The following is a 14,836-nucleotide window of genomic DNA, read 5'->3' as shown; positions in this document are numbered from 1 at the left end:
AATAATCAGAAAACTAAAGGTTATGAAAAAACTTTTAAATATTGGATTTTCAGTATTACTGTTTGGCGGGCTTCTGGTTTCGTGTAATGACGACGATTACCATACAATTGAATCTATTGATAAGATCAAAATAGACAGCGTAAAAATTGTCAATGACACCATGGATGTTTTTGCGATACAGAGCATAAAAACTTATTCCACCTATCCCTCTCATTGTGATGGCTTTTACGGCTATGATTATATTTACAATACTAATCTTGAAAGAACGGTGACTTCCTACAAATATATCACAAACGGACCTTGTACGCAGGGAAGTTATGTAGGAGCCAATCAGATCAACTTCAGTCCGCAGAGAAAAGGAACTTATACTTTTAAATTCTGGAACGGAGGAAATAACTGGATTACGAAAACAATTGTGGTAGAATAATGAGATTGACTTTTGTATTGTGCTTATTGGCCGCTGAGTTGGTATTCGGGCAAAAGATTACCTGGGAGGAAGGCAAAAAGCTGACCTGGGATAATTTTAAAAGTTCGGTGAATAAGAAAAATAATCCTGATGTAGCAGCGTATACCCATTGCGGCTGGGAGTTTTCTTCTATAAAATCTTCCAATCCAAAAGCACCGGTTACCATTACCATCAAAACCATATTTAACGAAGAGAAATCCTGGAAGGATGTTAGAAAAATGGATGATTATATCCTGCTTCATGAACAAAAACATTTTGATATTGCAGAATTATTTGTGAGAAAATTCAGAAAGGCTGTCGCTGAAAAAATCAGGACTTCCGGTGATTATAACAAGTATTTCAAAGCAATTTATGACGGGATATCCGTTGATTATCAAAACTTTCAGATGGCCTATGACAGAGAAACCCGTCACGGGATCAATAAAGAAAAACAGGCAGAATATAATAATATGATTTCTGAACAACTCGACAACTTAAAAAGCTATCAAGCCCCTTGAAATTCCTCAATAAGATCATTCACGAACTGCTAGCGCAAAACCCGGACCTTTCTGCGTTTAATATCATTCTGCCCGGAAAACGTCCTATTGTGTTTATCAGACAGATTCTGGAGGAAAATAGTTATTCAGGGCTTCTTCCCAATTTTTTTACCGTAGAAGAACTTATCAATAAAATTTCAGATCAACAGCCGATTCAGGGAATTCCATTGTGGCTTTTCTCATTCGATGTGTACAGAAGTCTGAATCTTATTCCCAGGGATGATTTTTCGGACTTTTTGAAGTGGTTTCCTACCCTGCAGAAGGACTGGGATGATATTCTCAAATTTTCAGACAGTGATCAGGCGGTTCTTCAGTATATGTTTGATGAGGAAAGGATCAAAGAATGGGCTCAGGATCTTGGTGAGGATGATAATGTACCAAGAAAGAAGTTCCTTAATTTCTGGCAGAATATGAATGTTTTTCTCCCCGTTTTGAAGGAGAGACTACAGGAAAAAAACTGGGCGACCTCCGGAATGATTCATGAGGCTGCTAAAGCTAAGATTGCTGATTTTGCTGAAAATACCAAAGAAGAATTTGTCTTTTGTGGATTCAATGCTTTTACTCCGGTGGAGGAAAAGCTGGTAAGAAGCCTTTTGAAATGGAATAAAGCTCAATGTTTCTTTCAGGCAGACCATTATTATTTCGACGATGAAAGACAGGAAGCCGGAAAGTTTCTGAGAAACCATAAAACCTGGAAAGAATTTGATGAAAACAGAACTTTTCAATGGATAGAAGACGACTTTAACCAACCTAAAAAAATTAAGGTATACGAAGTATCCGGGAATGTGACCCAGACCAAAGTACTGCCGGAAATTTTTAAGGAAATCAATAATAAAACCTATTCCAATACAGCAGTGGTATTGCTGGATGAAAACCTTCTTCCTGCAAGCCTGGATGTGATGCATGGTGTTGATAATTTGAATATTACGATGGGTTTTCCATTGAAGAACCTATCTTTCTCCAACGCTGTGAAACGTCTTTTTTACCTGCAGAAACAACTGGAAAAAAATAAATCCTCCTATTATTACCGGGATGTTTTCCCGATTCTGGAAGAACTTCCTAAATCTGATGAGGACGAGCTTATTATCAATGATTTTAAATCCAAAGTAGAGGAGAGAAATATTGTTTATATTTCTAATAAACTTTTACATGAACTGCTGAGTGGGTTATCGTACTTTAACCTTCTTCAAAAAGCTGAGGGGACAAATATTTATCTGGATATGCTCATTACGTTTTGCCAGCAGGTAAAATGGCTGGAAATAGACGATATTCAGTATGAGAATGTTTCTCACTTCGAAAACGCATTCAGGATCATCAAAAACCAGCTGACTCCCTACAATATTGAGATCAAAATGGAAACGCTGGAAATTCTTATCAACCAGCATATTAATTCTGAAAGTATCGATTTTCAGGGTGAACCGTTGAGAGGACTGCAGATCATGGGATTGCTGGAAACGCGTCTCCTGAATTTTGAAAACGTTATTCTGCTTTCTGTGAATGAAGGAAAACTTCCCCTTGGAAACTCTCAGAATACCTATATTCCTTTTGATATCCGAAGGTTCTTTGATCTTCATACTTTCCTGGAAAATGACAGCATTTATGCTTATCACTTTTACAGACTGATTCAGGATGCTAAGAATGTTCATTTGCTCTATAATGCATTAAGTTCCGGAGTGAATACAGGAGAGAAGAGTCGTTTTATTACACAGATTGAAATGGAGAGTTCACATGAGATTGAACACCTGATTATTGAGAATTCTTCCGAGCCTATTACCACCAAACCTATAGAAATTTCCAAGACGCAGATTGTACAGGACCGTCTTCAGAAATGGAAGGAAAAAGTATCTGCATCCCACCTTACAAGTTACCTCTATAATCCGATTGATTTCTATCTGTCCAAGATTTTGAATACCTCGGAAACAGATGAAATTGAAGAAGAACTTTCTGTGAAAAATTACGGAAATCTGGTCCATTATTCACTTCAAGAAGTGTATGAGGTGTTGAAGGGTAAGGTTTTAAAGGAAAGTGATTTAAGGGATTCAGTTAAAGCGATAGATTACTATGTAAATATTGCTATTGAAAAGCTGAAGCACCAGCCGGAATTCTATGAGAAGGGGATGAATTATATTCATAAAGCAATTGCTAAAAAAGTAATTGAAAATGTACTTACTCATGATCTTGAATTGATAAAACAGGGAAACAAACTGGAGATTGTTGACATCGAAAGAAGGTTTGAAAACATTGATTTTCCTCTTGATGGAAATGATAAAATTTCTTTCTTCGGATTCATTGACCGGATTGATAAACTGAACGGAACTCTAAGAATTATCGATTATAAAACAGCCAAGATCAAAAATCTCAGCGTGAAAATTGACGGAGATAATGTAGCTGAATATTTCTATAACAGTGAAAGAAAACAGGCACTTCAGCTTTGTATTTATCATTATGTGGTGCAGCATCTTCCTGAGTTTTGGGGATACCCTATCGAAACAGGAATATGGAGCTTTGCAGATGCTAAAAAAGGAATGGTTTCCCTGCAGTTTGACAAAGGAAATATTGATGATGCAATGAAGTCAGTCAAAAGCCTGATCCTTGAAATCCTAAATCCGGATGTTAATTTTGTGGAAACAATAAAAGCATATTAAAATGATTTAATATTGATACATTGGCTTATTGTATTTGAAAATCAGTTTGTTATTGATTTTAAATAATAGATAGAAATACATTTGCTTACTTCATAAAAACGGCCGTAAAGCAGGTGGCTTTTTTGTGTATCTTTACTCCTTATTACTTTTAAAGTTTCAATCGGATACACCAAGAATCACCAATGAAAAAGATCCTGATATTTTTTGCCATAGCTTTCTCTCTTATTATCAAATCTCAGCAAAAGAATGATTCCCTGAATATTGCTCTTCAGAATGTGACCAAAGACACAAAATTTGGCCTTGCTCTGAGCGGTGGCGGCGCAAAGGGTTTTGCACACATTGGAATTCTGAAGATGATTGACTCATTGGGAATTAAAGTAGATTATATTACAGGAACCAGTATGGGAGGGATTTTAGGAGGTTTGTATGCAATGGGGTATAATGCGGACCAACTGAAGAATACGATCTATAAAATGGACTGGAACAGGATTCTGAGCAATAAAATTCCTTACAGCAAAGTCAATATCAGTGAAAAAGACGAATATGACAAATATATCCTCGAGTTTCCTGTAGTCAAAGGATTTCCGACTCTTCCTAGCTCATATATTGAAGGGCAGTATATGGGAGAAGTTCTTAATACACTTACTTTCAATGCAAAACATATCAATGATTTCAGCAAACTGAAGATTCCTGTTCAGCTTACTTCTTCCGATATTGAAAATGGTGGTCTGATCATGCAGAAACAAGGTTCTTTACCGCTTGCTATTCGTGCTACATTGGCAATTCCTGCAGCTTTTGCACCTGTTTATATTGACGGAAAACTTTTGGTTGACGGTGGATTGGATCGTAATTATCCAGCCAATGAGGTTCGTGAGATGGGTGCCGATTTTGTGATCGGAGGCTATACAGGCTTCAGGCTTTTTACCAAGAAAGAAATTGAAAATCCGATGAAGATGATTTATCAGACCCATGCCATCCGTTCGGTAGAGGATTTTAAACATCAAAAGGAGCTGTCTAATGTATTGGTAGACTTTGTGGATCCATTGGGTGAGATTACAACGAAGGATTTTGCTAAATTCAGGAGGATCATCAAAATTGGAGAGGTGGAAGCGAGAAAGCATCTTCCTGAGTTTGTAGCCCTGGCAGAAGCTCAGCGAAAGGCAGGAATTCAATATGAACATCAGATGATTGAAGAGGTGAAACTGCCTACTACAAAATTTACTTTTAACGAAGAAGACGGAACTCCTATTAATGATGCGGCAGAAATTGAGGTGCTTAAGAAGCAAATGGGGCTGACAGAAGGAAAGTATTACGATGCAAAAACTGTAAATGAAGCAATAGACAGAGTATTTGGAATGCGTCAGTATGTAAAGGTGTATTATACCTACACGAATGAAAATGATGGTCTTGTAATGAATATTTTTGTGAAAAGAGCAAAAAAAGGAGCTTTTAAACTGGCTCTGCACTATGATACGGAACAATCAGTAGGAATTATTGTTAATTATACTTACAGGAATATTCTTCTGAACAGATCTCGATTTCTAGCAACTGTAGATATTTCCGAACGTTTTAAGGCTAAACTGGCTTATCAGCAGTTCCTTGACAGCGGAGAGCGTTTGTGGCTGGATCTGGAGGCTAAGATGGTTAATCTTAAAAGCAATGACCTGAACTTCAGATTGTATGATGTAAGCGAAGACGGGAGCGACCGTTTTCCTAACCATATGTACCGGAATATAACTGGAAAGATTGCGCTGAACTATAACATCAATCCAAATGCTTACCTGTCACTGGGAACAGAGTTCAGCACAGAAAGAATGTACAGCTTACTGGATAAAGTGGATCAGGCAAAAGTGGATAATTATAGTAAGAAATTATATAACCACAGCAATTTCAACACTTTACTGAAATTTGAACAGAATAATCTCAATAAAAGATATTTTACTACAAAAGGGAATCATCTTCAGGTGAGTACAAGATTTTATTATGGAGATCAGTATAAGCTTTATGATCTGATCACAGTACAGCCACTTCTTTATCTGATACTTAACCCAAAAGAATCTTATTATTACGAGCCTAAAAACCTCGTGTCATTCACTTTAAATGAGAATTTTTTCTATCCAATCACAAGAAGACTGACTGTGAAAGCAAATGTATTTTTGGGAGCAAGTTTTGGATCAGGGAAGGATGATCAGGTTCCCTACCTCTTCCTGAATCAGAAATATAATCTTGGAGGAAGTGAATATAATTATGATCTCTTAAGTCCTGAATTCAATGGTCTTCGTCAGAAAGAACTTCCTATGACCTCGGTTGCTAAAACAGCAATATCACTTCAGTACAGGATCATGAAAAAGCTTTATCTTACCCCATCGTTCAGCTATGGTAAGGTGAGTGAAGAGCTGTCTCCTTTTAATGATAGTTTCGATATGTTTGGATATGGAGTGAATCTTGGGTATGAATCTCTCATAGGTCCTATCAGTTTAAATGTTTCCAGAAACAGCCAGCTTGATTTTTCAAGAATATATTTCAGCGTTGGTTTTAAGTTTTAAGTATCAGGAGAATCTGTTACTTAAGCTATTAATTTAAGTAAGACCATTTATTATAATTATTGATATAAAAAAGCACTTCATTGCTGAAGTGCCAAAAATTAACTTGAAATGAGATATAGAAGAGTGATTGATTCTACAGTTTTACTTTTTTATTAATAACTTTTCCATTAGAAAGGGTGATTTGTACCAGATACACACCGGATTCTAAATTTCTGGATTCAAATAATGGCTTATTGACTTCCTGCTGAATGATCAGAGCTCCGGAAATACTGTAAATACTGATATTTTTAATATCATTGGCGGATTTTGCAACAATTTGCTGTTTTTGAGTGAAAATATCAGTACTGTTCTCAGAAGATTGGGTACCTCCAATTGCTTTATTGAACTGAAGATTGTAATACGGAGTTACCACTTCAAAAGTATAGTTTTTATTTTCGAGATCCTGCACATTGATTCCTCCGGCTTCGCGATATTGTTTTTGAGAAATACTTTTGATCATTGTTTTATTTTCATCAAAAACGTTTACAGCAGTAAGTTCATCCAGATCAACTTTTAATTGCAAAACTGATGAGTTCGCAGACTGTACGATTTCATTTTCAGTAACTTCTTTAGGAGTGTTTTTGATGTACGGAATTATTTTATTCTCGTTGTTTTCCGATACTTTCAACAGATAAACTCCGTCTTTTAAAGTTGATAGACTACGGTCATTAGCTGTCCTGCTTTGAATTTTTTCTTTATTAAAATCTGTGATTTCAACCAGCTGCATGTTGCCCAAATCCGGTTGTATTTGTGAAGAAAAAGGAGCAAGCTTTTCATTCGTTTTCTCTGCTGACTGCTTCCCGAAAATAGACCCTGCAATCGCCCATTCATTAAGAAGTCCGCCGCTTCTCAATGTATTGAATTTGGCATTGGAAGCTAGAGTGAATGGAAGAATTCCTCCAACATGTCCTAGTGGTCCCCAATAAAAAGAATCCAGTTTGTATTTATTCAGATCCCACCATGCATAATACCCACGCTGGACATCAATGGTTTTAGAAGTATTTTCAGGCGGAATCGCTAAATCAACAGTAGAATGACCTAATGTCATAGGTGTTTTGTTGTACCAGTCGTATACATCCTTCGGTTTCATGCACTGTCTTAGCTTGTTATTGGGGTTATTGGTAACATCATTCACGAAGCTTGTCGTAAAGAGTTTTCTCCATATCACAGGACCCCATAAAAGCCCGCCGTTATCCTGAACAACGTGGTAATTGTATTTATCAAGATATTCTGCAGAAATAACTTCTGAAATGTTGTTATTATATGTTTTATATCCCGTACTATTGCAGGTATTGAGAACATTGGCCAGGAATGAGGTAAACGGGTAAATATCTTTTTCCAGAACTCCTTTATTTAAAGTAACTCCTGAGAAATCATACGGCCCGTCACCCATATATGCATATTTGAATTTGATATTATTGGGATTCGAAATGCTTAATCTTTTTAAAGTAGACATCGCAGCATGAGCACCCTGTGAATATCCGGCTAAAAAGTATTCATCATACCGTTTAACACCTAATTGACCCAGTACTTTATTGGCAGCAGTGATGAAATCAATGGTGGCACCTGCTTCAGTGGCATAATCTACATAAGGGTGAACTCCGTCTCCGGTCCCCATCCCTACATAATCAGGAGCCATTAAAATATAGCCATTGAGTACATAAGACAATTCAACAACAAATCCTGCTGTCAATGCTCCCTTAAAATTAGACGGAACATTATTTCTACTGTCTGTTGTTCCATGATCTGATACCACTGTTGAAAGTTTGAAAGGTACACTAGGATACATAAGAAGCCCCGTAGCTTTCACAAGAACATTATTTTCATTTTTGGTGTAATAAGTGATCTTGTACCCCTTTAGTCCTACATTAAAACTGTTCAGGTAGCCGGCAAATTCCGGAGCATCCTGATCACCGAGATTATTGGCGATGAAATTGATGACTCCCTGTGGGGTTAAATCCAGTTTCTGTTCCGCACTTACGACGTCTCCAGCCTGCTGTGCAAAGTAGAATGAGGCAGTAAGGCCCAGTAAAAAAGTTGTAATTTTTCTCATATTGATGTATTTTCTTTGGTATTAAGGTAATAACTTTAATAAATTCAGGAAAATATTACGACATCAACAATTATTCATTGAATATCAATTCTCTGAAATGTGAGTAAAATAAAAGAGTCTGACCGGCGGCCAGACTCTTTATATATATTGTCTTTTTTAGAAGGCGTTGATTCCCGTAATGTCTAATCCGGTGATCAGTAAGTGAACATCATGCGTTCCTTCGTAAGTGATCACAGATTCCAGGTTTGCAGCATGTCTCATCATTGGGAATTCACCCATGATTCCCATACCACCAAGGATCTGTCTGGATTCTCTCGCAATTTCAATAGCCATATTAACGTTATTACGTTTCGCCATAGAAATTTGGGCCGGAGTTGCTTTGTGAGCATTTTTAAGATTTCCTAACTGAAGACATAATAACTGAGCTTTTGTGATCTCTGTTAAGAATTCAGCCAGTTTTTTCTGTTGAAGCTGGTAAGAACCGATTGGTTTTCCAAACTGTTTTCTTTCTTTAGAATACTGAACAGCAGTACAGTGGCAGTCAATAGCAGCACCAATTACTCCCCAAGAAATTCCATATCGTGCAGAGTTCAGACAAGATAAAGGTCCTTTCAGTCCTGTTACTCCGGGAAGAAGGTTTTCTTTTGGAACTTTTACGTCATTGAATACCAATTCTCCGGTTTTTGAAGCTCTTAAACTCCATTTATTGTGAGTTTCAGGCGTAGTAAATCCTTCCATTCCTCTTTCAACGATCAATCCCTGTACTTTTCCTTCTTCATTTTTTGCCCATACCACAGCGATATCGCATAGAGGAGAGTTCGTGATCCACATTTTAGCTCCATTCAAAAGATAATGATCTCCCATATCTTTAAAATAAGTTTCCATAGAACTTGGGTCTGAACCATGATTAGGTTCTGTCAATCCAAAAGATCCGATCATTTCTCCGGCAGCAAGCTTAGGAAGATATTTCATTTTCTGTTCCTCAGAACCGAATTCATTGATAGGAAACATCACCAAAGAACTCTGAACCGAAGCTGCAGAACGTACTGCAGAATCTCCTCTTTCCAACTCCTGCATAATCAGACCATAAGAAATCTGGTCTAATCCTGAACCGCCATACTCAACCGGGATATAAGGTCCCAATGCTCCGATTTTCCCTAATTCTCTCATAAGATTAGGTATATCGGTATGATTTTGAGCGGCCTGATCAATCTGCGGCATTACAAAACTTTCAACCCAGTCTCTTACAGATTGGCGGATTAGTTTGTGTTCTTCAGTAAGTAAAGCATCAATTCCATAATAATCAGGGATGCTTGTAAGAGGATAATATGACATGATTTTTTGATTTGGTTAAAAGTAACATTTTTCGTGGTGTCTTGAAAATTTTTTTGAAAACTTATCTTAAGTTTGGTTTTCAGACAGATAATGCTCTTTTTATTTGTTTATAAAATAAATTCTGTGTTTTAAGCCTCCTCATCATTGGATATAGGATACTGATTGGTAGAATTGTGAACCTTACTTTTAAATTTATACAGGTAAGGCGCTTTATTGGCTGAGCCATCATACAATTTTTCCAGTCTGTCAAGAATATTTAAACTTAAAATTTTTCGCTGGAAATTATTCCTTCTGAATTTTTGGCCTAAAATGGTTTCGTAAAGAGACTGAAGATCTTTCATCGTAAACTTCTCAGGAAGCAGATTGCTGGCCGCCACCTCTGTATTGATATTCATTCGCAGGTATTCTAACCCTGTTTCTATGATCCTATCATGATCGAAAGCCATCTTGGGCAAATTGCTTACCTCAAACCATTCACAGCTTTCGTTGAAGGCATCAGGGAAAGTATTGGCCATTGAAAAATCAATAAGGCTGCAATAACCTACTGTAATGAATCTTTGAAAAATCCAGTGATCTTCCGGTACCTCAATTCCTTTATTGTTAAGAAGAATCTGATGAACATTATTTTCTGTACGGTCTATCCTTCCAAACGTATGAAACTGTTTCAGAAATATATCTTTAAGATGTGTTCTTTCAAATAAAACCCTTGCTGCAGCTTCCCTTAAATCTTCATCATTGAAAACAAAACCACCTGGAAGTGACCATAGATCAAGATCATGATACTTTAAAAGAAGGACTTTCAAAATATTATTATGAAAGCCGAATATAGTACAGTCAACAGATATATGGGCAACAAAATCTTTGGTATCGATAAGTTCCCGAAGTGTTTCTTTACTTTTTGTGTCTTTGATTTTCATGGCTGTAAAAATAAAACTATTTTCTTTTTGAAACATTAAAAAATACCAAACTAGTCACAAAAAGAAGAATTACGAAAGATAAGATATATAACGGATAAAAATTTAATAATTGTTTTTCAAACAGAACAGCCATGATAATCGAGCTTACAGAGCTGCCCAGTGAGGAAAATATAACAATAAGAGAAGTGAATAAGTTTACTTTTTCCTTATCCATCTGTGCAATCATTTTTGAATTGATGACAGGGTAGAGTGGTGACAAAAATAAACCGATCACCGGAAATAAGAAGAGAATAATCTTTGAATCTGCTGAATCAAAATACTGTACACCTACAATAATGATCAATAAAGAAATAATAAAAGCCATGCATGAAAGATAGTAACCCGGCAATGAAAATCTTCGGATAATATTGGCTGTTATTGTTCTTCCTGCATAAGAAAATACTGCCAGAAAAGACGTGGCCTGAAGGGCAAAAAATGAATTGACTTTCAAATGATTCTTATAAAAAGACGGAAGCCATGAGTTGAATCCCTGTTCTATAAAAACAATAAAAAATATAACCCCAAGGAATAGCATTATAGAAGGAGTTACAAACCCTGAAAGTTCAGAGAATACACTTTTATTTTCCAATGGTTTGGCCTCAGAAATTGTAATTTTTGATAAAAGGAATATTGTTAATGCAGATAAGAAAGCGATTAATAAAAAGCAAAATTTCCAATATTCAGAATATTCACTTGATACTACCCATCCAAAGCAGGTATTCACTACAAAAATTCCGATCATGAAAGAAGCTTCTACACTGTTCATAGTCTTTGCCAGCGACTTTTCATCCGAAATATTGTTCCTTATAATTCCAAAAACACAGATTTTACCAATCGCAAAACAGGCACCGATGATGGCAAACCATAATTTGAAAAACCAGAAAACTTCTATAAATGGAAGCAGACAAGAACAAAAGCCTACAATTATTAAAGCCGAAATCAATGCTTTTTTTGTTCCCGTTTTGTTGATAAAACTTACTGCAAAAAGAGAAATAAAAGCGATGGGCAGGTCTTTAAATGATTCTAAAAAACCCAATTCTCCGTAAGTGATTTTCTCTTCGGCCAACTGCAGAATAATAAGCCCCATACAGTTCAAAACCATTGAAAAAATAAGAAAGGTAAGTTTTAACGGAAGAGAAATTTTAGAAAGCTTGATGATCATTTTGGGAGACTACTTTATTATTTTTTTGTGAAATTTTATGAAATATTGATGCGAAGATAGGGCTTCTAACCCTGAAAAATAAAAGAAAAATTAAAATATTTATGAATAGAATGTTAATTAATTGAAAAAAAATATATTTTTATTGTCTCAATTTGAGAATTAAACAATAACTGTATATGAATGTAAGAATATCACGAAGCGTAGGAGTGGTTGCCGTCCTCTATTTTACGGCCAACTTCAGTGCCCAGACCACCAAGGCGAAGGACACAATTGCTAAAGAAAACAAAATAGACGAAGTTGTAGTGATTGGTTATGGTACTCAGAAAAAGAGTAATGTGACAGGTGCTATAGCGAGTATTAAAGCCAGCGATATTGAAAATATTCCATCTGGTAAACCGGAACAGGTATTACAGGGAAGGGCAGCCGGAGTTTCTGTAGTGACCAATTCCGGACAGCCTGGAGCTGCTGCCACTGTACGTGTAAGGGGTATTACCAGTTTTGGGGCAGGAAGTAACAGCCCTTTATGGGTGGTAGACGGTATTGTTGTAGATAATATTGGATGGCTCAATCAGTCTGATATAGAAAGTATCGAAGTCTTAAAAGATGGAGCTTCATCTGCAATCTACGGAGTTTCTGCTGCAAAAGGAGTAATATTGGTTACTACTAAAAAAGGGAAAAAAGGAAAACTTACCCTTTCTTACAATGGATTCTATGGTTTTTCAAACGCTTCTAAAAAACTGGACCTTCTGGATGCTACGCAGTATGCTAAAATTATCAATGAGGGTTTTGTAAATGATGGAGGAACTCCTAGATTCACTAATCCGGAATCACTTGGAAAAGGAACCAACTGGCAGGATGCCATTTTCGGAACAGGTGAAAAATCTTCTCATGAAGTAAGCATTACAGGGGGTAATGAAAAATCAACATACTATACATCGTTCGGATATTTTGATCAGTCCGGTATTGTATTGAGCGATATCTCTTATTACAAAAGAATCAATGCGAGATTCAACTCAACCCATAAAGTTACAGATTATCTGACGATAGGACAAACCTTTGCCTATACCCATGTGAAGTCACAAGGAGTAAGTGCAAATGAAGAATTTGGAGGGCCTCTGGCTTCAGCAGTTAACCTGGATCCTACCACTCCGGTTGTTGTAACAGATTGGTCTCTGGTAGACCCAAGCGGCTATACCAACCCTTATATCATCCGTGATTCTGAAGGCCGTCCCTATGGAATTTCAAGATATGTAAATCAGGAAATGACCAATCCGCAGGCTTTCCGCCATATACAACAGGGAAATTATAGCTGGTCTGATGATTTCGTAGGAAATGTTTTTGCCGAGCTTAAGTTTCTGGATCACTTTACATTTAAAACCAGCCTGAACGGTAAGAAATCCTATTGGGGAAGCCGTTCTTTTACCCCGAAATATTATTTAAGTCCAAACTATAACAATACCAGCTTCAACAGTCTGAATAAGGTGGATGAAAATAAATTTGAGTGGAGTATGGAAAATACTTTGACCTATCAGAATAAGTTTGGGGATCATAATATCAACATTATGATTGGACAGGGAGTTTACCGATACAACATTGCTGGCGGGGCTAGTTTGACATATAGTAACCTACCTATTGATAACTGGCAGGATGCTTCTTTCAACTTTAATATTCCGCAGGATAATATTACTGCAACAGGATGGGATGGAATTCAGACCCGTAAAGCATCTTATTTTGGTAGAATCATTTATGATTATGCGGACAAATATTTATTCACCGGAACGATTCGTAGAGATGGTTCTTCAAAATTTGCGACCAATCAGCATTGGGGAACTTTCCCGTCTATGTCCTTGGGATGGAATGTTCATAAGGAAAACTTCTGGCCGGAGAACAGAGTAATTAATAACTTAAAACTAAGAGGAGGTTACGGAGTATTAGGAAATGATGAAATGGATAACTTCAGATTTGCAAGCTTCATGGTTTCAGGAAGTAACTATACTAACTCTGGAAATAATATCATTATTGGATATGCACCAAGTACATTGGAAAATCCAAACTTGAAATGGGAGCAGACCAGTCAGCTCAATATTGCTGCTGATTTAAAATTATTCAATAATTTCACTCTTACTGCCGACTGGTACAAAAAGAAAACAACAGATATCCTTAGACAGATCAATATACCTGGCTATGTAGGAGTTCCGAATTTACCTTGGTCAAACGTAGGAGATATGCAGAATACCGGTCTGGAGCTTGAGTTAGGATATAAAAAGAACTGGGAAGATTTCGGAATTTCAGTTAATGGTAACTTCGCTACGATAAAGAATGAGGTTCTTAGATTGGAAGATGACATTAAATATTTTAACCTTGCTTCTTTCCAAACAATGGGAGCAGTTTCCAGAGTAGCAGTAGGACAGCCCTATGGATCATTTTACGGACAGACTTATAGTGGTGTATTCCAAAATCAGGCACAAATTGATAACTATGTAAATGCAAATGGAGTAAAATTACTACCTGATGCAAAACCGGGAGACTTTATCTGGCAGGATAACAACGGTGATGGTAAAATTGATGATGAAGATAAAGTAAACTTAGGAAGCTCTATCCCGAAATATACTTTCGGACTTACAGTAAATCTTAATTATAAGAATTTTGATTTAATGATGTTCGCTCAAGGACAGGCTGGTAACAAGATTTTCCAGGGTTTGAGAAGATTGGATATGCTTGATGCCAACTATCAGACAAGAATCTTAGACAGATGGACGGGTGAAGGCTCTACCAACGATAATCCTAGAATTACACGTAATGACCCTAACCATAACTATTCATGGATGTCAAATTATTATCTTCAGAAAGGTGATTATGTCCGTTTGAAAATTGTTCAGTTAGGCTATACTATTCCTAAGGATGTTACCGAACGTTTCGGAATGAGCAAAGTAAGACTGTACATCACTGGAGAGAACCTTGTTACTTTCACAAAATATACCGGTTACGACCCGGAAATTGCAGGAAGAAATAATTCCGAACAGGATATTATTGGTGTAGACAGAGCTTACTATCCACAGGCAAGAACATTCCTGATAGGTGCTAATATTCAATTTTAA

At 36.7% G+C, this 14,836-nt stretch carries 9 protein-coding genes; 5 read left to right on the top strand and 4 right to left on the bottom strand.

What is annotated here, in order from left to right:
- Positions 1-22 precede the first annotated feature (22 nt).
- From ACPF63_RS11545 to ACPF63_RS11530, 4 genes are all read left to right on the top strand, one after another.
- Positions 23-427: a hypothetical protein gene (locus ACPF63_RS11545; protein WP_077414471.1), complete on the top strand. Its 405-nt coding sequence runs from the start codon at positions 23-25 to the stop codon at positions 425-427.
- Positions 427-963, top strand: coding sequence for a DUF922 domain-containing protein (locus tag ACPF63_RS11540; RefSeq protein ID WP_426483126.1), 537 nt, complete (start codon positions 427-429; stop codon positions 961-963). The genes ACPF63_RS11545 and ACPF63_RS11540 overlap by 1 nt, the downstream gene beginning before the upstream one ends.
- A complete protein-coding gene (locus ACPF63_RS11535) occupies positions 960-3,647 on the top strand; it encodes a PD-(D/E)XK nuclease family protein (protein WP_426483125.1) in 2,688 nt (895 codons plus the stop codon). Before ACPF63_RS11540 ends, ACPF63_RS11535 begins: the two co-directional genes overlap by 4 nt.
- Positions 3,648-3,829: 182 nt before the next feature.
- The gene (locus ACPF63_RS11530) at positions 3,830-6,193 is read left to right on the top strand and encodes a patatin-like phospholipase family protein (protein ID WP_426483124.1); all 2,364 of its coding nucleotides are present in this window, start codon (positions 3,830-3,832) and stop codon (positions 6,191-6,193) included.
- Positions 6,194-6,326: 133 nt separating this feature from the next.
- Here the strand turns inward: ACPF63_RS11530 and ACPF63_RS11525 are convergent, their stop codons facing one another.
- The 4 genes from ACPF63_RS11525 to ACPF63_RS11510 form a co-directional block, all read right to left on the bottom strand.
- Positions 6,327-8,285, bottom strand: a complete 1,959-nt coding sequence (locus ACPF63_RS11525) for a T9SS type A sorting domain-containing protein (RefSeq protein ID WP_426483123.1) — start codon at positions 8,283-8,285, stop codon at positions 6,327-6,329.
- A gap of 156 nt (positions 8,286-8,441) precedes the next feature.
- Positions 8,442-9,620, bottom strand: coding sequence for an acyl-CoA dehydrogenase family protein (locus ACPF63_RS11520; protein WP_077414460.1), 1,179 nt, complete (start codon positions 9,618-9,620; stop codon positions 8,442-8,444).
- A gap of 128 nt (positions 9,621-9,748) precedes the next feature.
- Positions 9,749-10,537 (bottom strand): NUDIX hydrolase, encoded by a 789-nt coding sequence (locus tag ACPF63_RS11515; protein ID WP_052184596.1) that lies wholly within the window; start codon positions 10,535-10,537, stop codon positions 9,749-9,751.
- Between the two features lie 16 nt (positions 10,538-10,553).
- Positions 10,554-11,738, bottom strand: coding sequence for an MFS transporter (locus ACPF63_RS11510; RefSeq protein ID WP_426483122.1), 1,185 nt, complete (start codon positions 11,736-11,738; stop codon positions 10,554-10,556).
- A 176-nt stretch (positions 11,739-11,914) separates the two neighbouring features.
- On the opposite strand from ACPF63_RS11510, the gene ACPF63_RS11505 reads away from it, so the two are divergent.
- Complete coding sequence (locus tag ACPF63_RS11505; protein ID WP_077414458.1) at positions 11,915-14,836, top strand: SusC/RagA family TonB-linked outer membrane protein; 2,922 nt, start codon at positions 11,915-11,917, stop codon at positions 14,834-14,836.

This window comes from Chryseobacterium sp. R2ACT005, from assembly GCF_049949215.1.
In the GTDB taxonomy this organism is placed as follows: Bacteria; Bacteroidota; Bacteroidia; order Flavobacteriales; family Weeksellaceae; genus Chryseobacterium.
The sequence above is the reverse complement of the archived record's forward strand: the minus strand, read 5'-3'. Positions and strand labels throughout refer to the sequence as shown.